Source organism: Nonomuraea sp. NPDC049625, from assembly GCF_040675285.1.
Taxonomy (GTDB): Bacteria; Actinomycetota; Actinomycetes; order Streptosporangiales; family Streptosporangiaceae; genus Nonomuraea; species Nonomuraea angiospora_A.
Genome location: NZ_JBFAOQ010000009.1, coordinates 148,251 through 174,088, shown reverse-complemented (window position 1 = coordinate 174,088; position 25,838 = coordinate 148,251). Strand labels below are relative to the sequence as shown.

16 protein-coding genes are annotated in these 25,838 nt (G+C 72.2%); 9 read left to right on the top strand and 7 right to left on the bottom strand.

The window, feature by feature from the left end:
- Positions 1 to 94: 94 nt before the first annotated feature.
- Together AB0J87_RS35205 and AB0J87_RS35200 are read right to left on the bottom strand one after the other, a co-directional pair.
- Positions 95 to 6,844 carry an NACHT domain-containing protein gene (locus AB0J87_RS35205; protein ID WP_363972199.1) on the bottom strand — a complete coding sequence of 2,250 codons (6,750 nt, stop codon included), beginning with the start codon at positions 6,842 to 6,844 and terminating at the stop codon, positions 95 to 97.
- A 111-nt stretch (positions 6,845 to 6,955) separates the two neighbouring features.
- The gene (locus tag AB0J87_RS35200; RefSeq protein ID WP_363972197.1) at positions 6,956 to 7,543 is read right to left on the bottom strand and encodes a helix-turn-helix domain-containing protein; all 588 of its coding nucleotides are present in this window, start codon (positions 7,541 to 7,543) and stop codon (positions 6,956 to 6,958) included.
- Positions 7,544 to 7,723: 180 nt separating this feature from the next.
- Between AB0J87_RS35200 and AB0J87_RS35195 the strand changes: the two genes are divergently transcribed.
- Entirely contained in the window at positions 7,724 to 8,623 is a 900-nt protein-coding gene (locus tag AB0J87_RS35195; protein WP_363972195.1) for an LLM class flavin-dependent oxidoreductase, read from the top strand.
- A 2-nt stretch (positions 8,624 to 8,625) separates the two neighbouring features.
- On the opposite strand, the gene AB0J87_RS35190 is transcribed toward AB0J87_RS35195, so the two are convergent.
- Both AB0J87_RS35190 and AB0J87_RS35185 read right to left on the bottom strand, forming a co-directional pair.
- Positions 8,626 to 9,966, bottom strand: coding sequence for a hypothetical protein (locus tag AB0J87_RS35190; RefSeq protein ID WP_363972193.1), 1,341 nt, complete (start codon positions 9,964 to 9,966; stop codon positions 8,626 to 8,628).
- 83 nt (positions 9,967 to 10,049) lie between these two features.
- Complete coding sequence (locus AB0J87_RS35185; protein ID WP_363972191.1) at positions 10,050 to 10,736, bottom strand: sulfotransferase family protein; 687 nt, start codon at positions 10,734 to 10,736, stop codon at positions 10,050 to 10,052.
- A 97-nt stretch (positions 10,737 to 10,833) separates the two neighbouring features.
- On the opposite strand from AB0J87_RS35185, the gene AB0J87_RS35180 reads away from it, so the two are divergent.
- The 8 genes from AB0J87_RS35180 to AB0J87_RS35145 all read left to right on the top strand — a co-directional run bounded on the left by AB0J87_RS35180 (position 10,834) and on the right by AB0J87_RS35145 (position 20,443).
- A complete protein-coding gene (locus AB0J87_RS35180) occupies positions 10,834 to 12,363 on the top strand; it encodes an AMP-binding protein (RefSeq protein ID WP_363972189.1) in 1,530 nt (509 codons plus the stop codon).
- A gap of 39 nt (positions 12,364 to 12,402) precedes the next feature.
- Positions 12,403 to 13,962 (top strand): NAD(P)-binding domain-containing protein, encoded by a 1,560-nt coding sequence (locus AB0J87_RS35175; protein ID WP_363972187.1) that lies wholly within the window; start codon positions 12,403 to 12,405, stop codon positions 13,960 to 13,962.
- The gene (locus AB0J87_RS35170) at positions 13,962 to 15,005 is read left to right on the top strand and encodes an alpha-hydroxy acid oxidase (RefSeq protein WP_363972185.1); all 1,044 of its coding nucleotides are present in this window, start codon (positions 13,962 to 13,964) and stop codon (positions 15,003 to 15,005) included. The genes AB0J87_RS35175 and AB0J87_RS35170 overlap by 1 nt, the downstream gene beginning before the upstream one ends.
- On the top strand, positions 14,999 to 16,330 hold the full coding sequence (locus tag AB0J87_RS35165; RefSeq protein WP_363972183.1) for a cytochrome P450: 1,332 nt from the start codon (positions 14,999 to 15,001) through the stop codon (positions 16,328 to 16,330). Before AB0J87_RS35170 ends, AB0J87_RS35165 begins: the two co-directional genes overlap by 7 nt.
- Complete coding sequence (locus tag AB0J87_RS35160; RefSeq protein ID WP_363972181.1) at positions 16,327 to 17,643, top strand: cation:proton antiporter; 1,317 nt, start codon at positions 16,327 to 16,329, stop codon at positions 17,641 to 17,643. The genes AB0J87_RS35165 and AB0J87_RS35160 overlap by 4 nt, the downstream gene beginning before the upstream one ends.
- Positions 17,644 to 17,736: 93 nt before the next feature.
- Positions 17,737 to 18,414: a response regulator transcription factor gene (locus AB0J87_RS35155; RefSeq protein ID WP_363972179.1), complete on the top strand. Its 678-nt coding sequence runs from the start codon at positions 17,737 to 17,739 to the stop codon at positions 18,412 to 18,414.
- Complete coding sequence (locus AB0J87_RS35150; protein ID WP_363972177.1) at positions 18,411 to 19,673, top strand: HAMP domain-containing sensor histidine kinase; 1,263 nt, start codon at positions 18,411 to 18,413, stop codon at positions 19,671 to 19,673. Before AB0J87_RS35155 ends, AB0J87_RS35150 begins: the two co-directional genes overlap by 4 nt.
- Positions 19,674 to 19,699: 26 nt before the next feature.
- Positions 19,700 to 20,443, top strand: a complete 744-nt coding sequence (locus AB0J87_RS35145; protein ID WP_363972175.1) for an SDR family oxidoreductase — start codon at positions 19,700 to 19,702, stop codon at positions 20,441 to 20,443.
- 24 nt (positions 20,444 to 20,467) lie between these two features.
- On the opposite strand, the gene AB0J87_RS35140 is transcribed toward AB0J87_RS35145, so the two are convergent.
- From AB0J87_RS35140 to AB0J87_RS35130, 3 genes are read right to left on the bottom strand one after another with little or no spacing between them, the layout of a single operon-like run.
- Positions 20,468 to 23,686 carry an AAA family ATPase gene (locus AB0J87_RS35140; protein WP_363972174.1) on the bottom strand — a complete coding sequence of 1,073 codons (3,219 nt, stop codon included), beginning with the start codon at positions 23,684 to 23,686 and terminating at the stop codon, positions 20,468 to 20,470.
- Positions 23,683 to 24,966, bottom strand: a complete 1,284-nt coding sequence (locus tag AB0J87_RS35135) for an oxygenase MpaB family protein (protein WP_363972172.1) — start codon at positions 24,964 to 24,966, stop codon at positions 23,683 to 23,685. The genes AB0J87_RS35140 and AB0J87_RS35135 overlap by 4 nt, the downstream gene beginning before the upstream one ends.
- Before the next feature lie 23 nt (positions 24,967 to 24,989).
- Positions 24,990 to 25,691 carry a Crp/Fnr family transcriptional regulator gene (locus AB0J87_RS35130; RefSeq protein ID WP_350727134.1) on the bottom strand — a complete coding sequence of 234 codons (702 nt, stop codon included), beginning with the start codon at positions 25,689 to 25,691 and terminating at the stop codon, positions 24,990 to 24,992.
- Between the last annotated feature and the right edge of the window lie 147 nt (positions 25,692 to 25,838).

Below are 25,838 nucleotides of genomic sequence, written 5' to 3'. Positions count from 1 at the left end.
GTGGTGACTGAAGATCAAATGTGGTTGGAGTGAATCTAGCGTGCGGGTGTGACAGGTCGCTTCTGCCGCCCGCCGAACGACCGGGTGCGGCGCCTCATGTGCCGGGAGCTCCCCGGAGAGGGTGGTCCAGCGGGACCTGACGGACCGACGGCAGGTACGGGTCGAGCTCGCCAGGCTCGAATCGGCGCATCCCGACGACGAACCAGAACTGCCCGGCCACCTCGCCCATCTGCTTGTAGCGCCCGTCGGGCGTCAGCGCGACCCAGCCGTCCGGCAGGCCGAGCAGGGTGGCACGCCGTGCCGGGGCCGTGCCGGGACCGACGTCCCACAGGATGACGCCGCCGTCGTCGCCGGCGCTGGCCAGGAGATCGCCCGACGGTGCGAAGGCCACCGAGACCACGCGCCGGGTGTGCCCGGTCAGGGTGTGCAGCCGGCGGCCCGTCTCAGGATCCCAAAGGTGTACGGCGAGGTCGTCGCCGGCTGTGGCGAGCAACGACCCGTCGGGGCTGAAAGCGGCTGCCCACAACCGGCCGGTCCCCTCCCGGAGCACGTTGAGGCACTCCCCGGTGGACACGTCCCAGACGCGGGCCGTGCCGTCGTGGCCGGCACTGGCCAGCCGGTCGCCCGACGGGTGGAAGGCCACCGCGTGGACGCGGTCGTCGTGGCCGATCAGCTGGACCCGCAGCGTGCCGGTCTCGGCGTCCCACAGCCGTACGCGACGGTCGTCGCAGCCGGTGGTGACGAGCCGCCCGTCGGGGCTGAACGCGATGGCGCGCACCCGCCCGAGGTGGTCCGTCAGCTCGGCCGCCAGCCGCCCGGTCGGGTGGTGCCAGATCCTGACGCTGTCCTCGTCGTCGGCGATGGCCAGCATGCTCCCGTCAGGGCTGAACGCCTCGGCCCACACCTGGTCGGTGCTGGCGTTGAGCTCGCGCTCGTGCTCACCCGTGGCGGCGTTCCAGAAGTGCACGCCGCCGTCGTTGGTGGAGGTGGCCAGCAGCGGGCCGGCGGGGGAGAACGCCGCGGAGACGAGCCGGTCGGAGGCGCCGGTGAACTGCCGCAGCTGCCGCCCGGTCCACGGCTCCCACACGCGTACGACGCCGTCGTTGCCGCCGGTCGCCAGCATCGAGCCGTCGGCGCTGAACCGTACTGTGGAGATCCGCCGCCCGTGCCCGCGCAGGATGCGCCGGCTCCGGCCGGTGAGCGCGTCCCACAGGCGCACCGTGCCGTCGTTGCCGCTGGTGGCGAGCTGCCGGCCGTCGGGCCGGAAGGCGAACGGCCACACCGAGGTATGGTGCCCCGTCAGTTCCACCTGCTCACCGTCGAGCCGCTGGAGCCGCACCACCCCGCGTGCGTCCCCGCTGGCCAGCACGTGCCCGTCGGGGCTGAACAGCACCTGGTGGACAGCGGTGTCGTGACCCGGCAGGGCTCTGCGAGGAGTGCCGTCGGCCACGTCCCACAGCCGTACCGCGCCCGTGGCGTCTCCTGAGGCCAGCAGCCGCCCGTTGGGGTCGAAGGACAGCGTGCGGACCGGGCCCGCGTGGCCGGGGAGCTCCCGTACGAGCGAGCCTTCGTGCGGGTCCCACAGGCGGATCAGGCCCGTGGCGTACCCGGCTGCCAGCAGGCGGCCGTCCGGGCTGGGCGCCAGCCGATGCACCGCGCCGCCGTGGCCGGCGAGCTCGTGCCGCACCCGGCCGGAGGCCAACTCCCAGACCCTGATCGCGCCGGTGGCGTCGCCGGTCGCCAGCAGATCGCCGGCGAACGCGGCGGTGTGGAGCGGAGAGGAGTGGCCGGGCAGGGTCGCCACCGTTTCCCCTGTGCGCACCGACCACACGCGCAGCACCCCGTCGGCGCCGCCGGCCATCACCCGCTCACCGGATGGGCTGAGCACCACCGGCCAGACGCCTTCCGGGTGCCCGGTGAGCACGTGCAGGCACTCGCCGGTGGCGGGGTCCCACAGGCGGATCGTGCCGTCGTCGGCGCCGGTGACCAGCGTGCCGGAGGCGTACGCGGTCTTGTGGACGCGTCCCCGGTGCCCGTACAGGGTGCGCAGCGGCAAGCCGGTGGCGGTGTCGCAGATGAGCACGCCGCCGTCGTCGCTGCCCACGGCCAGGGTGTTGCCGTCGGGGTGGTAGGCGATCGGCTCGGGCAGGCGGCCGCTCTCGTGGCGATGGTCATACGGCACGCCGAGCAGCGCCGGCGCCACCTCGACGGCCACCGGCCGGCCCGGCGCGATCGCGGCGCCGCGCAGGGCGGGGTCGTCGGCCAGCGCCGGTGAGAGGGTCACGGCGATCAGTGCCGCGCGGTCCCAGCGGCTGCCCTCGGTCGCGATGTCGCGCAGGTCGGCCCGGGCCAGCCTGGCCCGGGTCAGGTCCGCTCCACGCAGGTCGGCCCCGGTCAGTACGGCCTCGTCCAGCCGCGCACCCACGAGCCGGGCGTCCCGCAGCACCGCCCGCGCCAGGTTGGTCCCCACGAGCCGGGCGTCGGTGAGATCCGCCCCGCTCAGGTCGACGCCGGAGAGATCCCGGTACGACAGGTCCTCGCCGGTCAGCCGGGCCCCCCGTAGATCGGGGCCGGCGGGCAACCGCAGCCGGCCGGCGATCTTCATCGCGTTGGCCCGCGAGACGTCGTCGGCACCCGCGTCGGCCAGCGTCTCCGTCACCCACGACCGCAGCCACCGCACGTCCGCCAGGTCGCACAGGAAGTCCACGGTCAGCGTCGACAAGTGCCGGCGCGGCAGCGGCGCGGGATCGCCCAGGGCGACATGCCGGGCGATCAGCCACTCCATAACCGAGGAATGGATGAACCCGAACATCCCCTCCTCGGTCCGCACCAGCAGGCTGCCCGACCCCACCGCGTGCGCCGCCTGCGCGGCCGACAGCCGCCCGTCGGCGAGCGATGTCAGCGTCTCGCCGATCTCGGTCAGCTCGTCCAGGTCCAGCAGCGACTTCCCGGACTCCCACAGCCGCAGCGCCAGCGCCGTCACCGCCTGCCACAGCTCCTCGGTGCTCAGCACCGCCGCCGAGCCCGGCACCCCGGCCCGCCGCTCCTCGAAGGCCAGCCACGAGGTCAGGATCTCCTCGTACAGCCCTGCCGGGCTGATCGCGCCGCCCGTCGTCGCCACCGTGCGCAGCCGATCGCCGGGCAGGTCGGCGACGAAGCTGAGCATGCGCGGGTTCTGGGCCAGGCCCAGCAGATCCGAGATGCCGCCGATCAGCGCGAACCGGTCGTCGGCGGCCTGCTCGTCGCCGTACCTGTTGAGCAGGTACGCCCGCACCTGGGTGGGGGTGAAGTCCTCCACGGCCAGCACCCGGCGCTGCGGCAGCATGCCCACCATCTCGCCCAGCGCGGTGAGGACCTGATGGTGCGACCTGAAGTGCTGCGTACGGCTGGTGACCACGATCTTGGCCTTGTCCTGGGCCGCGGCGAGCAGCGTGGTCAGGTGGTCGGCCGCCCGGTCGTAGGTGACCCGCGTCACCAGCTCGTCGAAGCCGTCGAAGAGCAGCACGATCCGCCCCTGGCGCAGCATGTAGTGGAACGCCTTGAGATCGATGAACCGCTCGTGGTGCGCGGCGAGGTGCGCCGCCACCAGGGAGTCCATCGACTGGGCCTTTTCCAGGAAGCGCAGCTCGATGAAGACCGGCGTCAGGTGCGGCAGCTCGGCCGGGATGCGCCGGGCCAGCTCGCGAAGTGCGAACGTCTTGCCCCGGCCGAAGTCGCCCAGCACCAGCATGAACCGTCCGTGGTCGGCGGCCAGCAGCCGCATCAGCTCCTCGGCCAGGTCCTCCTGTACGCCCGGCTGGGGACGGTCCAGCTCCCTGAACCGCTGGGGTACGTACAGGTCGGGCGGGTAGCGCCGGTCGGAGCGCAGCCGCCTGGTCTGCTCGGCCACGTAGTCCGACAGGTCGAGCAGGCCCTGGAATTCGATGAAGCTGCGCAGCCTGAGCCCTCTGCGCGTGGCGTAGTCGCGCACCGCCGTGGCCGGCGCGGGCCCCTGGTAGACCAGTTCGGATCCCGGGCCTGGCACGGCGGCGTGCACATGCCGCAGGAACGCCTCCACGTCGGGTTCGGTGACCCGGCCCAGATGAGCGCCGATGAGGTACTGGCGGACGAACCCGTTCTCGGGGACGGTCATCAGCAGGTACGGGGGGTGAGCCGGCACCGTGCGGATCTGGGCGTGTTCGTACCGGGCCTCGCACACCTCGGCGACCCGGTCCAGCAGGCTCGCCCCGTCGGCCGGCTCCGCCACCGGCAGCGGTACGTCGAGCATCGCTTCGGCGGATGGTGTTCGAGGTGGGGGGAAGGCGCCGTGCCAGATGGAGTGGTCGCCGGGTGGCTCGTTCTCCACCCAGTCGCCGGCGATCGGCTGCGGCGTCGAGCCGTTCAGGTCGAGCCGCAGCTCGATGTCCCATTCGCTGTCCCATTCGCCGTTCTGGAGCGCGACGATGTCCGCCTGCACCAGGTTGATCAGGCTCGCCCATTCGCCGGCCGCGCACTGCGAGCGCCACAGCAGGGTGTGGCGCCGCCACTCGGTGAGCGGGTCCTCGTGCCCCGGGAGCAACGCGCCGGCCCTGAGGACTGCCAGGCAGGCCAGCGCGATCACCAGCAGGTTGGCGGAGTAGTAGGCGTGGCGCTGCGGGAGGCCGGCCGTGCGCGGGCGGTAGTTCGGGTACGGCACGCTCAACCGCGTGTCCAACCGGCGGCTCAGCCACATGACGAGCTCGCCCCAGCGGTTCTCCGCGCCCTTCGCCTCGGCCAGCTCCCGCAGGAAGGAGACGACGGTGGTACGGGACGACAGCGCCGACCATGACAGCAGGGCCTGCAACAGCCCGTCGTCGACCTCGGTCACCACCAGGCCCGACTGCTTGACGGCCAGGTCACCCAGCAGGGTGGAGATGAGCCGGGCGGTGAGATACTCGCCGAAGGTCGCGTGCAGGAACTCGTAGGTCTGCACCACGTCGTGGTCGCGGGTGGCCTGTGCGCGATGGAGGAAGAAGAACTTCGCGATGGCGAGTTCCCCGGCCGTGAGCGGAGTGGCGAAGGTGCCGGTGCGCACCTGCGCGGGAAACTCCAGTCCCGACAGATCGTGGTCCAGTTCGGCCGTGGTCACCCACTGGCGGCCCCGGTTCAACATCGCGAACGCGACGTACGACAGGTGCAGCATCTCGCGTTCGAGCAGGAACGGAACCTGGTCCTCGGGATAGGCCTTCTCCAGCTCCCGCTCCACGAATCTGCGCATCAGCCGTTCGTAGAGCTCCGTCTGCCGGAACTCCGCCGCGTCCTTGCTCAGCGCGTTCCCGTCGGCGTCATACAGCGCGAGCATCAGCAGGAGCAGCGGTTGCTCCGCCAGGGCTCGCTGGGCGAGCGCGACGTCCAGAGCGAGCGGCCTGATCCTCTGCCGTACGAAGTAGGCGTCGTTCCTGGCGTTCCAGGCGGTCAGCCAGCGGTCGATCTGCGCCTCGTTGAACGGTTCGAGCCTGGCGACCACGGTGCCGGGGACGAACGCGGCCCGATCCGCGACGGCCGTACGCGAGGTGATGACGACCGCGACCGCCCGACCGGCATCGGCCTCGCGCCGCTGGAACCGGGCCACCTTCTCGAGGTAGTCCGACTGGCGCACCCCCGTCGCCTGCAGCAGTTCGTCGAAGCCGTCGAGCAGGACCACGGGCAGGACGCCCTCGGCGCTCCTGGCCAGAGCGGGCCACTCCAGCCGCTCACCGCTGAGCCGGTAGACGGCCTGCTCGATCTGCTCCTGGATGTCGGCGTTCGCCGCCACGTCCCGCAACGGCACCCGGACCGGCAGGTACCGTCCCTCCGGCAGCCGGGCGGCCAGGACCTTGGTCAGCAGGGACTTGCCCGCGCCGGGCTGGCCGAGGATGACGAACGGCACCTCGCTCGCCGTCGACCGGGTGAGAAAGCCGGCGAGGAACCGCGGCAGGTCATCGCGGACCTCCAGGTCGTCCCACCACGCTTCGAGGCTGGGGTCGGCGGGGTGGCGCACCTCGCTCGTACGGAAGCGAGGCGTCACATAGGCCTCCTCGACGGTCGGCAACCGTACGGCGGCGGCCGTCTCGTCCTGTCCCCTCGTCGCCGCCAGCGGTTCCTTCAGAGCCGTGCGGTGCAGCCTGCTCAGGGTGGTCAGCTGGGCCGGGAGGGCGGCGCCCGAGGTGACCAGGGACAGCAACCGCTCGAGCTCCGCCAGGCCTGCTCTCGTCGCCTGATGCTCGATCATCCCCGCCCACAGCGCGAACTCCGGGACGTCGAGCGCCAGCCTCCGGTACCGGTCCTCGTAATGCCGGACGGCCGTCTCCGGCAGCTTCCGCTCGAGTTGGGCGACGACCTTCTCCCGCTCGGACGGACCGAGCCCGTCCCAGACCTTCAGTCTCATGACGAACGACCGCAGGCGATGACCGTACGTCTCGTAGAACTCGAGGACGGCTCGCTTGGCCTGCTCGAAAGGAAGGTACGGCGAAGGACGGGGGAGGCCACGCGACAGGTCGATGCCCGAATGCCCGGCCAGCTTCGCCTGCTCTTCCCTGCTCATCCGCAGGTCCTGCGAGCTGAACGGCAGATCGAGGGAGTCGACCGCCTCGAAGAACGCCGTGATGACCAGGATCGTGTGCGCGGCCTCCATGCGTTCGGTACGGCTGTGCCATTCGCGGCCGGTGCGCCACTCGCGCCACCGGCCGAGGAGGGTGTTGCCCACCTGCACGAACTGCTGTTTGGCGTCGATCACGTCCCAGAGTCCGAGCGTGCCGATGCTGAGCAGCAGGTCGATCTTCTCGACCGCCGGATCGGCGCCGCCCAGGAGCCGAACGGCGTCGGCGTACCGGTAGTCCTTCGCCATGTCCACGATCCTCTATCGCGGCGGGGAGCGTGTGAATCAGTTTGTTCACTTCGGGGGGCGGAAGACCGGCTCGTCCGGCATCCGGAACGCTGATCCGCGGCCTCGCCGACCCTAGCGGTGCGGCAGGCGCAGTCCTGCGATGAGGAGCTCGACCAGCCGGCGTGCGTCGTAGCGGGGATCGTTGTCGGCGCCGATGCAGAGGTTGCCGACGCCGCGCATGAGCTCGTAGGCGTCCACGTCGGAGCGGATCTCGCCGGCGGCGGCCGCGGCTTCGAGGAGCTGGGCGCACGCGGGCACGAGCCGGTCGAGGAAATAGGCGTGCAGCGTGTCGAAGCCGGCGTCGTCCGACCGCAGCACGGCGGCCAGCCCGTGCTTGGTGACCAGGAAGTCGACGAACAGGTTGATCCATCGCCCCAGTGCGGCGTGCGGGGTCGCGCCGCTCGCCAGCAGGGTCGGAGCGGCCTCGGCGCAGGCCTCGACCTGGTGCCGGTAGACGGCGATGATGAGGTCCGCCCGCGTCGGGAAGTGGCGGTAGATCGTGGCCACCCCGACTCCCGCCCTGGCCGCGACGTCGCGCACGGGCGCTTCGACGCCCGAGGTCACGAAGACCGCCGCGGCGGCGTCGAGCAGCGTCCTCTCGTTGCGCCGGGCGTCGGCCCGCTTGCGCGGGGCCGCCCGCCCCGTGCCGCCCTCGTCCACCGTGCCGCTTCCTCCGCTGCCGAGCTTGCCAAAACGGAACCGCGTTCCTTATCGTAATCGGAACTAGGTTCCGATTGCTCATGATGCCAGAGCAGAGCTCTGGTCACCAAGTCAGGCGCGGCCAGGAAGCACCGCGCTGAACCGTGTTCCGATTGAACGACCGAAAGGATCAGCGGCCCGATGTTGCACACCTCCCGGCCCCGCTTCGGGATCATGACCGCCCCGTCGCAGGTCGACTACCAGGACGTCCTGCGGGTCTGGCGCGAGGCGGACACGATCCCGGAGATCGAGCACGCATGGTTGTTCGATCATCTCCTGCCCATCTTCGGCGACCCCGACGGGACGACGTACGAAGGCTGGACCCTGCTCTCGGCTCTGGCCGCGCAGACCCGGCGGCTGCGCCTCGGCCTGCTCGTGACCAGCAACCGCTTCCGGCCGCCCGCGCTGCTGGCCAAGATCGCCGCGACCGTCGACATCGTCTCCGGCGGACGGCTCGACTTCGGCATCGGCGCCGGCTCGCGGCCCGGCTGGCCCTCGGCCCGGCGCGAGTACGACGCACACGGCCTGCCCTTCCACGACGCCGCGCACGCCGTGGGGAGCCTCGCCGAGGCGTGCACGGTGATCCGGCGGCTGTGGACCGAGGACGAACCGTTCGACTTCCACGGCACCTACGTCCGGCTCACCGGGGCGTTCTGCAACCCCAAACCCGTCCAGCGCCCTCACCCGCCCATCCTCATCGGCGGGCGCTCGGGCCCGACGCTGCGCGTGGCCGCCGAGCACGCCGACCTGTGGAACATCCCCGGCGGCGACATCGACGACGTCGTCCGCCGCAGCCGGCTGCTGGACCGCTACTGCACCGAGCTCGGCCGCGACCCCGCCTCGATCATCCGCTCGATCCACCTGCCGGTCTCCTACGACCAGCCCGACATCACCCGGGACGCGATCGGCGAGGCGCTCGACGCCGGCTTCCGGCACATCGTCCTCGGACTGTCGGCGCCCTACCCCGCCGGCGTCGCGCGGTGGGTCGCCGACGAGCTCATCACCACGTCGGCCCGAGCCGCCGCCGAGTTCAGTCGCTGAGTTCAGTCGCTGAGCAGGCCACGGGCGCGCAGGTCGGACAGGAGGTCCGGCGGCAGGGCCGGGCAGCGGCTCACGGTGACCTCCTTGAGTGACGGGAAGCCGCCGACCTCTCCCAGGTCGCTCAGCGAGCCGCAGTCGTAGAGGTGCAGGGTGCGCAGGGAGAGCAGGCCCTCGAGCCCGTCCAGGGTGGTCAGGCGTCCGGTGCAGGCGACGTAGAGCTCCTCCAGGTTCAGCAGCCCCGCGAACGGGCTGAGGTCGGAGAGGTGGTCCAGCCCCTGAAGGGTCAAGGTGCGCAGGGCGGGCATGCGCGCGAGCGCGGAGAAGTCCGTCATGAGGTCGGTGTAGGCCAGGTACACCTCGCTGACCGACGGGTGCCCTTCGAGCCCGTCGAGCGAGGTGAGCTTGGTGAAGCTCTCGACGGTGATCCCGGCCAGGGCGGGCAGCCGCGACAGCGGGCGCAGGTCGGGGAGTGGCGCGCTGGGCAGGCCGAGGTTCGTCAGGCGGGGGTGGTGGCCGAGGCCGTCGAGGCTCTTCAGCTTCGTGCAGCCGCTGAGATACGCCCGTTCGAGCGCGGGCATGGCGGCGATGCCGTCCAGGCTGGTCAGGCGTGCGCAGTGCATGTGCAGATCGGTCACGGAGTCGAGGCCGTACAGACCGTCGATGCTTGTGATCTTGGTACGGCTCACGTCCAGTTCGGTCAGCCAGCGCAGCCCGGACAGCGGCCGGATGTCCTCGATGAACCGGCAGTTGTCGAGACCGAGCCAGTCCAGGTACGGGAACGCCTCGCCGAACCCCTCGACACTGGTCACCCCGCTGCTGCGCAGGCTGAGACGGCGCAGGTTGCGCAGGCCGAGCAGCGGGGAGACGTCGGACACCGCGGGGGAACTGGTGACCTCGAGCACCTCAAGGCCGATGAGCCCGGCGAGCGGCCGCAGGTCGCTGACGGCCGCGCAGCCGTCCAGCTTGAGCTCGCGCAGCTCGGTCAGCGCGGCGAGCTCGGAGAGGTCGGTGAGGCCCTTGCAGTGGTCCAGGACCAGCGTCCGCAGGATCGTCAGGTGGCGCAGCCCGGTGAGCGAGTCACGCCGGCGCAGCTCCAGCTCGGTACGGCCCTCGTCGTCGAAGGCGGGGGCGAGCAGGTGCTCGGCGAAGGCGTCGGGGTCGAGCGCCTGGGGCCACAGCCTGAGCAGCTTCTCGGACGACGGCTCGGCGATCTCCGCGAACTCCGCGGCCAGCGCGAGCGCGTCGCCCTCCCCGCGCAGCGCGAGCTCACGCAGGATTTTCCAGGCACGTTCCGGGGACGCGGACGCCAGTTTGGCGCGGTAGTCGGAAAGGTCCAGGTTCATGCCATGCCACCCTACGCATTCGCGATCTTCCTGGATGGCGTTCGGGAACACTCGGCCGATCGTGCGGGCGAGCCGGGGCGCCGTCAGCGGCCGCGCACGATCAGCCGAAGGAGCCGGCGCGGCCGTTTCGCGCGGAACGCAGCCCGCTCGTTGACCTGCGGGAACGGCATCTCCGGCACGGGCACGCCGAGGAACCCGCACAGCGGCTCCCACCCGTCCCGCACCTCGAACACCAGCAGCCGCTCCGCCGGGATCGCCGCCCGCACCTCGGCCGCGTGCCGTTCGTAGACGTCGAGGACGTGGTCGCGGTCGTCGATGCGGCCGCCGAAGACGCGGTCCATGACGGTCGCCCTGGCCATGCGCGGGTAGAGGGCGAAGTCCGGCGCGCGGCGGGCCACCAGCCAGCGGGTCACCCGGCGGCGCAGGGGGAGCCGGCGCTCCTCCAGGGCGCTGCGGAAGATGGTCTCGCTGACGCTGTCGTACCAGCGGGCGGGGTCGCGGACGGTCAGGACGACCTTGGCGTCCGGGTAGTGCTCGGCCAGCTCGCGCCAGTACGCGGAGGCGGGCCAGTCGAGCGCCGACCGGAAGCCGGTGAACAGCGCGTCCCAGTCGCGGGAGCGGCCCTCCCCGACGTCGAGCCACTGCCGGACGCGGTACGGCTCCGCGATGACCGTCGACATGTGGTAGCAGGGGCCGAAGCCCAGGATCTCGAGGGCCGCCTTGAGCGACCGCGTGCCCGTGCGCCCGAAGCCCGCGCCGATCACTTTCACGTCGCGCTCACCACCTGCACGTCTCTGATGGGTCTCTGATCTGTGCCGTCTAATGTCGCGATAAATCCGGAAATATGAAAGCACGGAGGAGGCACAGATGCCCTTCCCGCAGCCTCTGCTCGACGCGCTGTGCGACGCCCCGGATCGACCGGCCTTCGAGCACGGCGACAGGACGCTCTCCAGGGGCGAGCTGCTGGAGCTGATCCGGCGGCTGGCGGGCGCGATGCGCGCCGCGGGCCTGGGCCCGGGGCGGGCGGTCGCGGTGCGCACGGCCGTCACGCCGGAGGCGTTCGCCGCCCACATGGCCGCGCACACGCTGGGCTGCCGGGTCGTCGGCATCCGGCCCGGCTATCCGGAGGGGCAGCTCGCCCACGTGCTGGGGATGGAGATCGACGCCCTGCTCGTGGACCCCGCGACCGCGACCCCCGACCTGCGCCGCGCCGCGGCCCGTCACCTCCCCAACCGGCCGACGCTGTCCCTGAGCCCCTGTACGGGCGCCGGCGACCTGCTGGCGCACCCCGACGACGGACGGCCGCTGACCGTGACCGCCCGCCCCGACGACGTGGCGGCCCTGACCTTCACCAGCGGCAGCACCGGCCGCCCGAAGGGGTGCGCGATCACGTATCGGGCGCTCGGTGAGCACTGGGCGTGGCAGCCGCGCGTGTGGTCGCCCGTCGCGGCCGGGCTCGCCGGGGCCTTCGAGCGGTACCTGCTGTTCGGCACGCTGGCCAGCATGGTCGTGATGGAGTTCGTGGCGCCGTGCCTGCTCGGCGGCGGCACGGCGGTGATCCCGGAGGACGACGGGCGGCCGATGTTCCCGTACGCGATCGAGCGCCACCGGATCACCGGCTCGATCATCACCGTGCCCCGGCTCTTCCAGATGCTGAAATTTCTGGACAAGGTGGATGTGAGCAGCTTGCGGGCGCTGATGGTCTCGGGGTCGCCCATCAGCGCGCGGCGGCTGGCCGAGGCCGTCGAGAAGCTGGGCCCGGTCGTCTACCAGGGCTACGGCCAGACCGAGGCGGGCAACATCGCCATGCTCACCCCCGACCACATCGCCGCCGGCGTGCTGGAGCCCGTCGGCCGCCCGCATCCCGGGGTCGAGATCAGCGTGCGCGACGAGCACGACCGCGAGCTGCCCCCGGGCGTGACGGGCGAGATCTACTTACGCAGCCCGTACCTGATGCGGGGCTACTGGCGCGAGGAGGAGGAGACCCGCGAGACCCTGAAGGACGGCTGGCTGCGCACCCGCGACCTCGGCCACGTGGACGGGGACGGCTTCCTCCACCTGGCCGGCCGCTCCCGCGACGTGATCATGGTCAACGCCATGGTGGTGTACGCCGGCCCGATCGAGCGCGCGCTGACCGATCATCCCGGCGTGGACGAGGCGTACGTGGTGGGCGCCCCGGACGAGGACACGGGCGAGGCCGTGCACGCGTTCGTCGTCCCGGCCGCGGGCCGGACCCCGGACCGGGGCGCGCTGAGGGCACTGGTACGCGCGCGGCTCGGCGAGGACAGCGTTCCCCAGACGATCACGATCGTCCCCGCTGTCCCCCTCGCCACCAGCGGCAAGCCCGACAAACGCGCCCTCTCTGAGCAAATTCTGAGAATTGCCCGCCAACACTGAGGTTGTCCGTTCAATCACCTCGTTGTGACGGAGGCTTCAGTGCCGGACAAGACCCTGGACTACCTGGTGATCGGCGCGGGCCCCGCGGGTTTGCAGCTGGGGTATTTCCTGCACGAGCAGGGGCGGGACTACCTGATCCTCGAGGCGGGTCCCGCGCCGGGCCAGTTCTTCCGCACCCACCCGCGCCATCGCACGCTGATCTCGATCAACAAGAAGTACACCGGATGGGACGACCCCGAGCTCAACCTCCGGATGGACTGGAACTCGCTGCTGTCCGACGACCCCGACCTGCTGTTCACCCGTTACAGCGACCGGTATTTCCCGCACGCCGACGACATGGTCCGCTACCTGACCGACTTCGCCCAGAAGCGCGGCCTGCGCGTCGCCTACGACTCCCGGGTGGTCCGCGTGGACCGGCCCGGCTCCGTGTTCCGGGTGACGGACGAGACCGGGCGCACGTACGAGGCGAAGCGGGTCATCGTCGCGACCGGCGTCACCAAGCCCAACATCCCGCCCATCGCGGGCATCGAGACGGCCGACCTGTACGGCACCCACTCCACCGACCCGGCCGACTACGTCAACCAGCGCGTGCTCGTCATCGGCAAGGGCAACTCGGCCTTCGAGACGGCCGACAACCTGATGGAGACCGCCGCGGTCATCCACGTGGCGGGGCCGCGCTCGGTCCGCATGGCCTGGCGCACCCATTACGTCGGCCACCTGCGGGCGGTCAACAACGGCCTGCTGGACACCTACCAGCTCAAGTCCCAGAACGCGATCCTCGACGGCGACGTCAAGCGCGTCGAGCGCAGGCCGGACGGCACGTACCTGGTGACGGTCTCCTTCGTCCGGGTCGACGAGGTCACCAAGGACATCCCGTACGACAGCGTGATCCTCTGCACCGGCTTCCGCTTCGACGGCTCGATCTTCGGCGACGACTGCCGCCCCGAGCTGGTGATCAACGACAGGTTTCCGTCGCTCACCCCGGCCTACGAGTCCGTCAACGTGCCGGACCTCTACTTCGCCGGCACGATCACCCAGTCGCGCGACTTCAAGCACGGCACCAGCGGCTTCATCCACGGCTTCCGGTACGGCGTGCGCGCGCTGCACCGCGTCCTGGAGTCCCGCCACCACGGCGTGCCCTGGCCCGCCACGGTGCTGCCCGCCGACCCGGCGGCGCTCGCGGCGGCGGTCATCGAACGGGTCAACCGCACCTCGGCGCTGTGGCAGCAGTTCGGGCTGCTGGCCGACGTCATCGTGCCCGACGGGGACACCGCCCGTTACCTGGAGGAGCTGCCGTACGACCTGCAGGGCCCGCCGATCGGCGACCGCGGCCACTTCGCGATCACCCTGGACTACGGGCCCGATCATGACAAGATCGACCCCTTCGACGTCGAGGTGGGCCGGATCCGCCAGAGCGACTCGGTCCGGGCGCACGAGGGCCACTACCTCCACCCCGTCGTCCGCCATCACGTGCCCGGTCAGCCCCCGGTCACCCACCACATCACCGAGAACCTCGAGAACGAGTGGACCTCCAAGGAGATCCACGTCGAGCCCCTCCGGGCCTTCTTCGCCGCGCGGCTGACGTCCGTACCGGTCTGATGGAGCGGTGGAGCCTGCGCGAGTTCGAGGCCGAGGCCCGCGCCCGCCTCGACCCCGCGCACTACGACTACTTCGCCGGCGGGGCCGATGACGAGGTCACCGTGCGCGCGAACGAGGCCGCGTTCGCCCGGATCGGGCTGCTGCCCAGGGTGCTGCGCGGCGCGGCCAAGCTGCAGACCGGCCTCACCCTGCTCGGCAGCCGCGCCGCCATGCCCGTGCTGGTGGCGCCGACCGCGTTCCACCGCCTCGCCGACCCGGAGGGCGAGCGGGCCACCGCCCGCGCGGCGGCCGCCGCCGAGACGATCATGATCGTCAGCATGGCCGCCACCGTCGCGATCGAGGAGGTGGCGGACGCCGCGCCCGGCGCCGAGCTCTGGTTCCAGCTGTACGTGCAGCCGGACCTGGCCTTCACCGAGACCGTCGTGCGCCGCGCCGAGGCGGCCGGCTGCAGGGCGCTGGTCGTCACCGTGGACTCGCCCGTGCTCGGCCGGCGCGAGCGGGACCTGCGCAACGACTTCCACGACCTGCCCGAACACCTGTGCTGCGAGAACCTGCGCGACGGCGACCGGGTTCGCCCGATCCTCATGTCGCCCGAGCTGTCGTGGGAGCACCTCGACCGGCTCCGGGAGATGACCGCGCTGCCGATCGTGGTCAAGGGCGTCACGCATCCAGGCGACGCCCGGATCGCGCTCGACCACGGCGTTTCGGCGATCATGGTCTCGAACCACGGCGGGCGGCAGCTCGACACCGTACCCGCCTCGATCGACCTGCTGCCGGACATCGCCGCGGCCGTCGGCGGGGCCGTGCCCGTGCTGCTGGACGGCGGGATCCGGCGCGGCACGGACGTGCTGAAGGCGCTGGCGCTCGGCGCCGCGGCGGTCGCCGTCGGCCGCCCGGTGATCTGGGGGCTGGCCGCGGACGGCGAGCGGGGAGTGGCCCGCGTGCTCGGCCGGTTGCGCGCGGAGGTCGAGCACGCGCTCACGCTGTGCGGCTGCGCGTCGATCGGCGACCTCGACCCGGGCATGGTGCGACGGCCATGCTGATCATTGGGCTGATCATCCTGGCCCTGGCCCTGGCGTTTGTGGCGAGCCTGCCGTGGTGGCTGCCGGCGAGGGTCGTGGCGCTGCGCGTACGCGTCTTCAACCGGATCAACGGGGACGAGGGCATCCCCGTCCCCGGCGACCTCGTGGGCGTCGACCGCTTCAGGGAGGTCTACTCGCACCCGGCCGCCGGTGGTCGCAGCAGGGGCGCCGCGCTGTCGGACCTGTTCTGGTACTGGCTGTCGCCCGGCCCCGAGATGCACCAGGAGCACCTGGAGGCGGGCGAGCGGTACGACGCGGTGGCCAAGGCGACGCGCGGGCTGCTCGCCGTGCCGCGCGACGAGGCCGAGGAGCTCACGCGCCGCTGCGCCGCCCGCACGCTGGCGGACGCGCGGGGGCCGGTGCGGCTGCGCGACCTGACGATGCCGCTGTGGGCCGAGTTCTCCTACGAGCTGGTGTTCGCCGAGCCGTGCCCGCGCGAGGCCCGCGACCTGATCGTGGGCAACGCGAACGACGTGGTCACCTCGCTCAAGTGCACCGGCCTGCGGCACATGGAACGCCGCCACCGCCTGACCCGCTACCTGCTCGGCCGCCTGTCACGCGTGCGGATCCCGCTCCCCGCCGGCCTGTCACCCCAGGAGCAGGCGTTCTACCTCCAGGGCGCCTTCTTCAACACCGCCGTCGTCCAGCTGTCGGAGGCCATGGCACACCTGCTCATGGTCCTCGCGCAGCATCCGGACGTGCAGGAGCGGGCCCGCACGGGGGACGACCGCTACCTCGACCAGGTGATCTCCGAGACGCTGCGGCTCTACCCGCTCTTCGGCATCGCCCACCGCATCACCACCGGCGAGATCCCGCTCGGCGAGCGCACCGCGATCCCGGCCGGGTCGGTGCTCTGCTTCGACTATCCCGAGTTCCACCGCGCCGGGTTCGCCGATCCGGACCGCTTCGACCCGGGCCGCTTCGACCGGCCCGTCAAGGAGCTCAACCACATCCCGTTCGGCGTCGCCGCCAACCGGCCCTGCCCGGCCTGGCGGCTGGCGCCGATCGCGATGCGGGTCGCGGCGCGGGAGATCCTGCACCGCCACGCCCTGCACTCCTCGGCCGCCCACACCCGGTCCCTGCCGAACCGGGGGCCGTGCCTGCTCACCCCGCCGCACGCGTCCCTGCCCCGCGCCGCGCTCGTCCTCATGCGGGTCCGCGACCGCTGGGAGGACGTCTGGCGCAGCCTCGTGCAACTCGTCCTCGGCACGTACATGGTCTGGGACGCCCGCCGGCAACGGCTCTGCGAGATCCACTTCGATCAACCAGCGGAGAACCGAACATGACCGTACTGGCCCACGTCACGTCTCCCGATCCGAACCTCGCCCTCATACTCAAGGTCCTGCCCGCCCTCGTCGTGATCCTGATCGTCGCGGCGATCTGCGGCCGGCTGGCGCAACTGGTGATGCAGCCGCGCGTGCTCGGCGAGATGGTCGCCGGCGTGCTCCTGGGGCCGACGTTCTTCGGCTGGCTCTTCCCCGACGCGCAGGCGGCCCTGTTCCCGAAGGACGTCAGGCCGGTCCTGTACGTGCTGAGCACCATCGGCCTGACGCTCTACATGTTCCTGGTCGGGGCGGGGCTCGACCACAGCGGGCGCACGCCCGGCGAGGTCCGCAAGGCGTCCGCGCTGGCCGTCTCGGGGATCGTCCCCTCGCTGCTGCTCGGCTTCGGCGCGGGCCTCCTCCTGTACGACCTGCTCTCGCTGCCGGACGTCAGCCCCTTCCAGTTCGCCCTGTTCGTCGGCGGGGCGCTGTCGCTGACCGCGTTCCCCATGCTGGCCAGGATCCTGTACGAGCGCGGCCTGGAGAATGCCCCGGTCGGCCGGCTCACCCTCATCGCCGCCTCCATCGACGACGCCCTGGCCTGGTGCATCCTGGCCGTCCTGTCGGCCATGCACCTCGGCACCGGCGCCGGCGACGCGCTGCCCACCATCGGCCTGACCGCGCTGTTCGCCGTCGTGATGCTCAAGGTGGTCGCCCCCCTGCTGCGCCCCCTGGGCGCGACCGTGGCCCGCACCGGCCGCCTCGGCGCCACCGGAATGTACGTCGTCATCCTCGTGCCGCTGACGGCCGGCTGGCTGACGGACTGGATCGGCGTCTACTCGGTCTTCGGCGGCTTCCTCGCCGGCCTGGCCATGCCCCGCGACCCCAAGTTCCGCGAGGCGCTGCACGGCCGGATGATGGAGATCGTCTCGACGCTGCTGCTGCCCACGTTCTTCACCTTCTCGGGGCTGAACACCCACCTCGGGGGCATCGCGGGCGGCGCCATGCTGCTGGCGTTCGGGCTGATCCTGCTCGCCGGGTTCGCCGGCAAGTACTTCGGGTGCGCGCTGGCGATGCGGGGGATGGGGTTCGGCTGGCGGGAGTCGTACGCGGTGGGGGCGCTCATGAACGCCCGCGGCCTGATGATCCTCATCTTCATCAACATCGGCCTGGCCCAGGGCATGATCAACCAGGAGCTCTTCGCGATGCTGGTGCTCGTGGCCATCCTCACCACGGCCGGCGCGCTGCCCCTCTACAAGCTGGCGCTGCCCGAGCGCCTCGAGACCCGGACCAAGGTTGCGGAAGTTTCGGAGCTGGTCAGGACCAATCCATCGTGATCGCGCAGGTGAACCGTGGTGCGCCTGGTTCTCGATCAACCAATGCCCGAGTGGACCTGGTAATCCTCCTGGGCGTGGTGTATCCGTGGTCTGGTGGCTGGAACACCGGGTACAGCCCGTCGGCTGCTGGTCATCGAGGATGACCGCGAACTGGGGCGCATGCTCGTCGACCTGTTCACCGAGGAGGGATACACGGTCGATCTGGCTCTGGAGGGGCAGCGCGGGCTGCATCTGGGGCTGAGCCGCTCGTACGACGTGCTGATCATCGATCGCGGCCTGCCGTCGCTCGACGGCATCGACCTCATGCGGCGGCTGCGGCGGCAGGCGGTCACCACCCCCGTGCTGGTGCTGACCGCCTTCGGCTCGGTCGCCGACCGGGTCGCCGGGCTGGACGCGGGCGCGGAGGATTACCTGGTCAAGCCGTTCGAGATCGACGAGCTGCTGGCCAGGGTGCGGGCCCTGCACCGCAGGAACCTCGACCAGGCCACGCTGCTGCCGCTCGGCGCGGGCTGGCTGGACTCCGAGTCGCACATCGTCCGGCTGCCGAGCGGGGAGCAGATCGAGCTGTCGGGGCAGGAGTGCCGGCTGCTCAGCGCCCTGGCGGCGCGCCCGCGGCAGGTGCACACCCGCACGTCGCTCCGGCAGCGGGTCTTCGACGGCGCCAAGAAGGAATCGATCGTGGACACGTACGTCTACTACCTGCGCAACAAGCTGGGATCAGGGGTCGTGTACACCGTGCGGGGCGTGGGCTACCGCCTGGGTGAGTTATGAGCCCGGCAGGGTCGGGATCGGAGCTCGAGCGGCGGCTGCTGAAGCGGGCCCGCCGGCGCCTCACCGCGCAGGTGGCCGGCGCGATCTCCCTGGTCCTGGCCCTGGCCGGGGTGCTGGTCTACTGCGTCATGCTGCACCAGCAGGCCGACTCCGCCCGGCGCGACCTGACCGCCGCCGTGCAGCGCGCCCCCATCGCCCACCCTCCCCCCTGCGTCTGGCTCTACCTGCTGCGGCCCGACGGCACCGTGGAGAGCTCCCCGGGCGCGCCGCAGGCGCTGCCGGTACGCGCGCCCATGGACCAGGTCGCCACCGGGCTGCCGCCCAGGGTCGAGGAGGTCCGGGTGGACGGGCACGCGTACCTCATCCGCACCCAGCGGCGCGGCGTCGACACCTTCCAGGCGGCGCTGGACCTGCGCTACCAGGAAGCCGAACGCCAGCGGCTGCTGCGCACGCTCGGCGGCGCGGAGATCGGCGGCCTGCTGGCCGCGCTGCTGGTGGGCCAGGTCATCTCCCGCCGCGCCATCGCGCCGCTCGGCGAGGCCCTGGCGCGCCAGCGCCGCTTCGCCGCCGACGTCAGCCACGAGCTGCGCAGCCCGCTGACCCGCCTGCACACCCGCGCCCAGCTCCTGTCCCGCCGGCTGCGGGGCGGCACGGACCCGATCCTGCTCATCGACGAGGTGGACCAGCTCGTGACCGGCACCAGGCAGCTGGGCGAGGTGGTCGAGGACCTGCTCCAGTCGGCCCGGTTCCAGCAGTCGCGCCGCCCGTTCGCGCCCGTCGACCTCGCGATGCTGGCCTCCGAGCTGGCCGTGGCCGAGGGCGCCCGCGCGGCGGCCAAGGGGGTGACGATCGAGGTCCGGTGCGAGGGGCCGGGCGATCACGTGGTGCGCGGCGTGGAGTCCGCGCTGCGCCGCGTGGTCTCGGCCCTGCTGGACAACGCCCTGGGCCACACGCGCACGGGCGGCCACATCTGGGTGATCCTGTCCCGGGACCGCGACCTGGTCCGGCTGACCGTGCGCGACGACGGGGTGGGCTTCGACCCGGCGCACGCCGAACGCCTCTTCGCCCGGTTCGTGGGGGGCGGCTTCGGGCTGGGGCTGGCACTCGTACGGGAGGTGGTGGAGGGCCACCACGGCACCATCACCGCGGACGGCCGCCCGGGCGCCGGCGCCACCTTCACCGTCAGCCTGCCCGCCGGCCCCGCCGCCGCCCCGCCCCTGTGGGCGCCACCGGCCCGCGAGCCCGAACGCCGCCTCTGATCGGACACCTGCTAGCGTGCGGCGACATGAGCGGGCGTGGAGTTCTTGTCACAGGTGCGTCGAGGGGTATCGGGCGGGCGGTCGCGGCGGCCTTCGCCGCGCAGGGCGACCGGGTCGCGATCCATCACCGGGACTCCGCGAAGGAGGCGCAGGACCTGCTGGCGGAGCTGCCCGGCCCGGGACACACGATCGTGCGGGGCGACCTGGCCGATCCCGAGGCGGTGCGCGGCATGGTGGACGCGGCGGCCGACGCCCTGGGCGGCATCGACGTGCTGGTCAACAACGCCGCCACCTACTTCCACCATCCCCTGACGGAGCTGTCGTACGAGGAGTGGCAGAGCGCCTGGCGGCGCACGCTCGACATCAATCTGGTGGGGACGGCCAACGTCATCTGGTGCGCCGTCCAGCACATGCCCGCCGGCGGCCGCGTGATCAACGTCTCCTCGCGCGGCGCCTTCCGCGGCGAGCCGGACAGCCCCGCCTACGGGGCGAGCAAGGCGGGGCTGAACGCGCTGGGCCAGTCGCTGGCCGTGGCGCTCGCCCCGCGCGGGATCGCGGTGGCGGCCGTGGCGCCCGGCTTCGTCGAGACGGACATGACGACCGAGTACCTCACGGGGCCCGGGGGAGACGCGATCCGGGCGCAGAGCCCGTTCGGGCGGGTGGCGCGGCCGGAGGAGATCGCGGCGGCCGTCCTCTACCTGGCCTCCCCGGCCGCCGAATGGGCCAGCGGCGCCGTGCTCGACCTCAACGGCGCCTCCTACCTGCGCTGACCCCCTCGGCCGAGTAAAGCCAGGTCAGGACAGCCGCCGCTCCAGCAGGATCGCGCCGCGGCCCGGCAGCAGCGAGGCGCACCACTTGCGCAGGTCGGCCGGCTTCGGCCCGCTCACCTCGCCACCGTCCAGCAGGTCGGCCCAGTCGAGCAGCGACTCCGCCAGCATGAGCGGCACCCCCCGCCGCTCGTGCATCTCGGCCGCGGCCTCGAAGTGCTCGGCCGCCCGCTGCGGTGAGCCCGTCGCGATGCACAGGTGCGCCAGGTAGTGGTGCCCGCAGTGGTGGGCCACCGCGCCGTGGCCGAACGTCTGCCCGTCGGAGGCCAGCGAGCCGTACAGCTGCTCGGCCAGCTCCGCCCGCCCCAGGCGGGAGGCGGCCACGGCGAGGTTGTCCAGGGCGGGCCGGTGGGCCATGTTGCGGGGCGGCGTGGCGCCGCCGTCGGCCAGGATGCGGTCGAGCAGGGGCGCGGCCTCCTCGTCGGCCATCTCGCACAGATACCGCAGGATCGCGTGCACCGGGTCGACGCGCGGCGCCTGGGCGGCACGGCGATAGCGGTCGCGCAGCTCCCACAGCCGCCCCTGCAGCCGCCGGATCTCGGCGATCTGCGACGAGTAGATGGCCACGGCCTCCAGGCGGCGGCCGATCTCCGAGCCCAGCCGCAGGGCCGCCTGCGCCTCCGACTCGGCCTGCGCCAGGTCGCCCTGCATCAGCGTCAGGCCGGCCCTGGAGTAGCCGATCAGCCAGTTGAGGTGCGGCTGGGCCAGCCGGCGCGCCAGCTCGTCCGCCTCGCCGAGCAGCATCGCGGCCCTGGTCACGTCGCCGCCGTCGAGCACCGGGGGAGTGCGCTGCACGTACGCGTGGAACAGCGCCAGGTCGTCGCCCGTGCGGCGGGCCGCCTCCAGCATCTCGTCGCCGTCGCGGTGGCGCTGGTGCAGCGGGTCGGCGGGGATGATCGTCAGGCTGCGCTGCCCCAGCACGCTGGCGAGCGTGCGCGGATCGCCCGACTTGCGAGCCAGGGCCACGGCCTCGTCGCTCAGCGCGAAGCGCCGCTCGCCGTCGGGCGCCCAGATGAGCTCGGAGGCGAGCTGGGCCGCCAGCAGCGCCCGGGTGCTCAGGTCGGTGGAGTCGACCAGCCTGCGCGCCTCGGTCAGCAGCGCGATGCGCTGCTGGTCGGGCGCCGCCGAGATGGTGGAGAAGCCCCGGTCGCCGCCCAGCGCCGCGATCACGATCAGGTCGGAGCGCTCGCACTGCCTGGCCAGGTCGGCCGCCCGCACGAGGGTCTGCCTGGCGTCGGGGTCGCCGGCCAGCCACATGGCCCGGCCGCACTCGACCAGCAGCTCCGCGCGCCGCTCCAGCGTGGCGCCGGGGAAGTCCGCCAGCAGGTCGAGCACCCGCTGGTACCAGGTGACCGCCTCGCGGTGCGCCAGCCCGGCCAGCGCGTACTGCGCCGCGTGCACGGCCGCGTCCGCCGCCGCGCTGACCCGGACCGGGTCGCGGCCGTGCCCGGCGGCGGCCAGCAGGTGGGTGGCCACGACGTACGGCCGGGTCTCCATGGCACGCGGGTCGGTCCGGCACAGCGCGTCGGCGACCTTGCCGTGCAGCAGCCCCGCCCGCGGCGCGGACAGCTTGGCGTAGAGGGCGGTCCTGGTCAGCTCGTGGGAGAACCGGCAGGACCCGCCGTCCGACATGGTCACCAGGCCGGCGCCCATGGCCTCCTCCACCGCGGCCACGAACCGGGCCTCGTCGAGCCCCAGCCCCGCCCGCAGCTCGGCCGACTCCATGCGCTCGCCGACGGCCAGCAGGTTGACCAGGTCTCTGGCGTCCGGGTGGAGCTGCGAGAGCCGGGCCATGACCATCCGCGTCACCGAGTCGGGCACGGTCAGCCCGTCGAGCTCCTTGCCCGCGGCCAGCTCCCTGACCACCTCGCTGACCAGGAACGCGTTGCCGCCGGTGATCCGGTGCAGCAGCTCGGAGTCGCCGCCGCCGCGCACCTCCGCCAGCGCGTGGGAGACCTCGTCCAGCCCGAAGGAGGGCACCTCGATCGTGCGGCTGTCGGCCGTCAGCTTGTGCAGCTCCGGCAGGGCCGACTCGGCCGGCGAGCCGACAGGCAGGGGCCGCGAGGTGGCCAGGACCAGCAGCGGCAGCGCCTCGGCGTCCCACATGAGGGCGTTGAGCATCTGCAGCGACTCCAGCGTCGCCCACTGCAGGTCGTCGATCACCAGCAGCACCGGCCGCACGGTGGTCAGGCGCTCGATCAGCGTGCGGGCCGCCGCCATCAGCTGGTAGCGCTCGGACACGGGCTCGGTGGCCGGCGGCACCTCCAGCGACAGCGGGGGAGCGGCCAGCGAGGGCGCCAGGCGGACGAGCTGGCCGCACTGCTGGTCGACCCCGGCGCGCAGCAGCAGCGCGGGCGAGGTGCGGGCCAGCCGCTCCACCGCCCCGGCGATCGGCTCGTACGCCCGCCGCGCCGGATCCGTGCACCGCCCGGCCAGCACCGTGAACTGCCGCTTGAGCGCCCGCCGGGCCACCTCCGAGGCCAGCCGCGTCTTGCCGACTCCCGAGTCGCCCTGGAGGATCACCAGCCCGCTGCCGAACTCGGCCGCCGCCAGCTCCCCGTCGAGCGTCCGCAGCTGCTCGTCCCGGCCGACGAACGGCAGCACGTGACCGTCCTCCAGCCAGGGGGCCAGCCCGGCGACCTGGTGGTGGTCGGCGCTCTGCCAGTGCAGCTCGTACGTGTGCAGCGGCTCGCGCAGCCCCTTGCCCGGCAGCCGCCCCAGGTCCTTGAACTCGTGCCGGCTGCGCCCCTGCGCCAGCCGCCGCACCAGGTCGGTGCAGAGCACCTGGCCGCCCTCCGCGATGGCGACCAGCCGGGCCGCCTCGACGGTCGGCAGCCCGCTGACGTCGTCGTGGCCCCAGCACACGTCGCCGGCGGCGAGCGCGGCCCTGATGGAGATCTTGTCCGGGGCGCGCTCGTTCTCGTCGGCCACCGCCTGCTGCACCGCGATGACCGCGTCGAGCCCGGCCGTGGCCGAGTCGAAGACGGCCATCAGCCCGTCGCCCAGGCTCTTGGTGAACGTCGAGCCGCTGGCCGTCACCACCGAGCGCAGCAGCTGGTAGAGGCGGCGGAAGACCACGTTGGCGCGTTCCTCGCCCAGCCTGATGCGCATGGCGGTGGAGCTGACCACGTCGGTGAACAGGATGGTCGCCGTGGTCAGCGTGCCGGGCGGGTGGGGAGCGGTCATGTGGGCCGCTCCTTCAGCCTCCGCGCGGGCGCGCGTACCTTCCGGCGGACCGTGCGGCGGAGCTCGCGCGTCTTCACGGCGGAGCGCGACTGCTTGATCCGCCAGGCGCCGGCCAGGTCCCCGGGGATCCGGAAGGCCGCCTGCCCGTCGGAGTGGCGGTCGATCAGGGCGACCACGATCTGCCGCCCGAGCCTGCGCACCAGCCAGCGGACGACGCCGTCCACCGGCCCGGCCAGCGCCGCGTGCCGGTTCGCCGCCCGGCCGGCCGCGAACAGCGCGGTGAACCACCAGGCGGGCTTGGGCACGCCCAGCAGCTCGGGCACCCGGTCGGCGCCGTACTTGGCGTCGCGGAAGACCCAGTGCACCAGGCTGCGCGGCAGCTTGCGCCACCCCAGGTGCATGAACTCCTCCATCTCCTCCAGCAGCCTGGCCATCAGCCGGCGGCCCTCGTCGCTGGACTCGTACAGGCGGCCCAGGCGCTCGCTGACCGGCTCGACGTCCTCGAGCGTGAGAGGCCGGTCACGGCAGGCCTCCACGCCCATGAGATGGCCGAACACGCTCCACGTGTAGAGGTGGGCCGCACGCTGCTCCGCGGAGAGCGTCACGCCCATACTCTCCAGAGCCTCCCATGTCACCACAGAGAAGTCGAAGATGGTGGCCAGCAGGAGCTCCTGGTTGACCGGGGGGCCGAACCGCGCGGTGTCCCAGTGGTCAGCGAAACGCTCGTTGACCAGGGCGCGGACGAAGGAGTGCAGGATCCGCAGGCCGAGCGCCGTGGTGTGCCCGGGGCGGCCGGGCTCCAGGCTGTTGGTGGCCTTCAGGCCCATCACGTCGACCAGCATCTGCCCGGTCTCGGCCACCCGGCGGGTGAGGCTGTGCGTGGCCAGCCGGGACACGTTGGCCAGCACCTTGGCGCTGGACACCTCCACGTACGCCATGGGCAGGCACTTGCAGAAGAGCGCGGCCGACTGGTAGAGCCCGTAGTCGGCGAAGACGGCCTGCCCCCTGGCCAGCAGTTCGCGGTCGTCGCCCCAGTCGGGCAGGTCCGCGGCGAAGTCGATGGCCGCGAAGATCGCGGAGGCGGGCGGCTCGCCCGACGGCGCCCTGGCCTCCCGCTTGGCCGCCGCCAGCTCCTGGATCACCGCCTTCACCAGCTCCAGGGGCCCGCTCCCCGCGGGCTGGGCGTCCAGGTACTCGGCCACGACCTTGTCGATGTCCGGGTCCGCCTGCTGTCGCAGCTGTCGGAATCTCTCTTCAGGCCAGCGTTCGTGATCGTTCATCTACCCCGTACTCCAGATTTCGGTCAGAGGCCGCCCCGTTTCCGCAGGGCGGCGACGTCCAGCAGCGTGATCGCCCGGCCTTTGACGGCGATGAGGTTTCTCGCCACGAGGGACTGCAGCGCCCGGTTGACCGCCGGCCGCGACGCGCCGATGAGCGCGGCGAGGTCGGACTGGGTCAACCCGGGCAGATCCACCACCCCGTCGTCGTGGCCGTGCTTGTCGGCCAGTTGCAGCAGCAGCTTGGCCAGCCGCCCGCCCAGGTCGAGGAAGGCCAGGTCGGCCGCCTGGTCGGTGAGCCTGCGCACCATGTGGCCGAGCATGCGCAGGAACTCGTCGGCCAGCCCCGGATGCTCCCGCATCAGCTCCAGGAGCCGTGCCCTGGGCAGCGCGAACACCCAGGCGGGGCGGACCGTCACGATCGACGCCGAGCGCGGTGAGTTGTCCAGCAGCGCCAGCTCGCCGAAGGTGTCGCCGCGGCTCAGCATGTTGAGCACGATCTCGTCGCCGTGCTCGGTCGTGAACACCACCTTCACCAGGCCGTCCAGCACCACGTAGAGGGACTCTCCCGGATCCCCCTGGTGGATGATGATCTGGCCGGCCCGGTAGCGCCTCGCCATCCCGGCCCGCGCCGTGCTCTCGATGCCGCTCTCTCCGAGTACGCGGAACAGCGGGATCTCCGCCAGCACGGAGGCCACCGGCTGGACATCGCTCGGGAACCCGCTCATGCAAGAACTTTAAGCCGCATCCCGCGCACGAACAGCCGACGGTCCTGGATGTCCAGATTGTGATGAGGAACACATCGTGACTGTCACGCGCGAGACAGCCCCTGGCGATCACTCGGCGCACCGTTGGGGTGCCGGGCGGTAATGGCG

Coding starts and splice junctions, on each gene's coding strand:
- AB0J87_RS35205 (WP_363972199.1), bottom strand. CDS start 6,844: ATGGCGAAGGACTACCGGTACGCCGACGCCGTTCGGCTCCTGGGCGGC.
- AB0J87_RS35195 (WP_363972195.1), top strand. CDS start 7,724: ATGTTGCACACCTCCCGGCCCCGCTTCGGGATCATGACCGCCCCGTCG.
- AB0J87_RS35190 (WP_363972193.1), bottom strand. CDS start 9,966: ATGAACCTGGACCTTTCCGACTACCGCGCCAAACTGGCGTCCGCGTCC.
- AB0J87_RS35180 (WP_363972189.1), top strand. CDS start 10,834: ATGCCCTTCCCGCAGCCTCTGCTCGACGCGCTGTGCGACGCCCCGGAT.
- AB0J87_RS35170 (WP_363972185.1), top strand. CDS start 13,962: ATGGAGCGGTGGAGCCTGCGCGAGTTCGAGGCCGAGGCCCGCGCCCGC.
- AB0J87_RS35165 (WP_363972183.1), top strand. CDS start 14,999: ATGCTGATCATTGGGCTGATCATCCTGGCCCTGGCCCTGGCGTTTGTG.
- AB0J87_RS35160 (WP_363972181.1), top strand. CDS start 16,327: ATGACCGTACTGGCCCACGTCACGTCTCCCGATCCGAACCTCGCCCTC.
- AB0J87_RS35150 (WP_363972177.1), top strand. CDS start 18,411: ATGAGCCCGGCAGGGTCGGGATCGGAGCTCGAGCGGCGGCTGCTGAAG.
- AB0J87_RS35145 (WP_363972175.1), top strand. CDS start 19,700: ATGAGCGGGCGTGGAGTTCTTGTCACAGGTGCGTCGAGGGGTATCGGG.
- AB0J87_RS35140 (WP_363972174.1), bottom strand. CDS start 23,686: ATGACCGCTCCCCACCCGCCCGGCACGCTGACCACGGCGACCATCCTG.
- AB0J87_RS35135 (WP_363972172.1), bottom strand. CDS start 24,966: ATGAACGATCACGAACGCTGGCCTGAAGAGAGATTCCGACAGCTGCGA.
- AB0J87_RS35130 (WP_350727134.1), bottom strand. CDS start 25,691: ATGAGCGGGTTCCCGAGCGATGTCCAGCCGGTGGCCTCCGTGCTGGCG.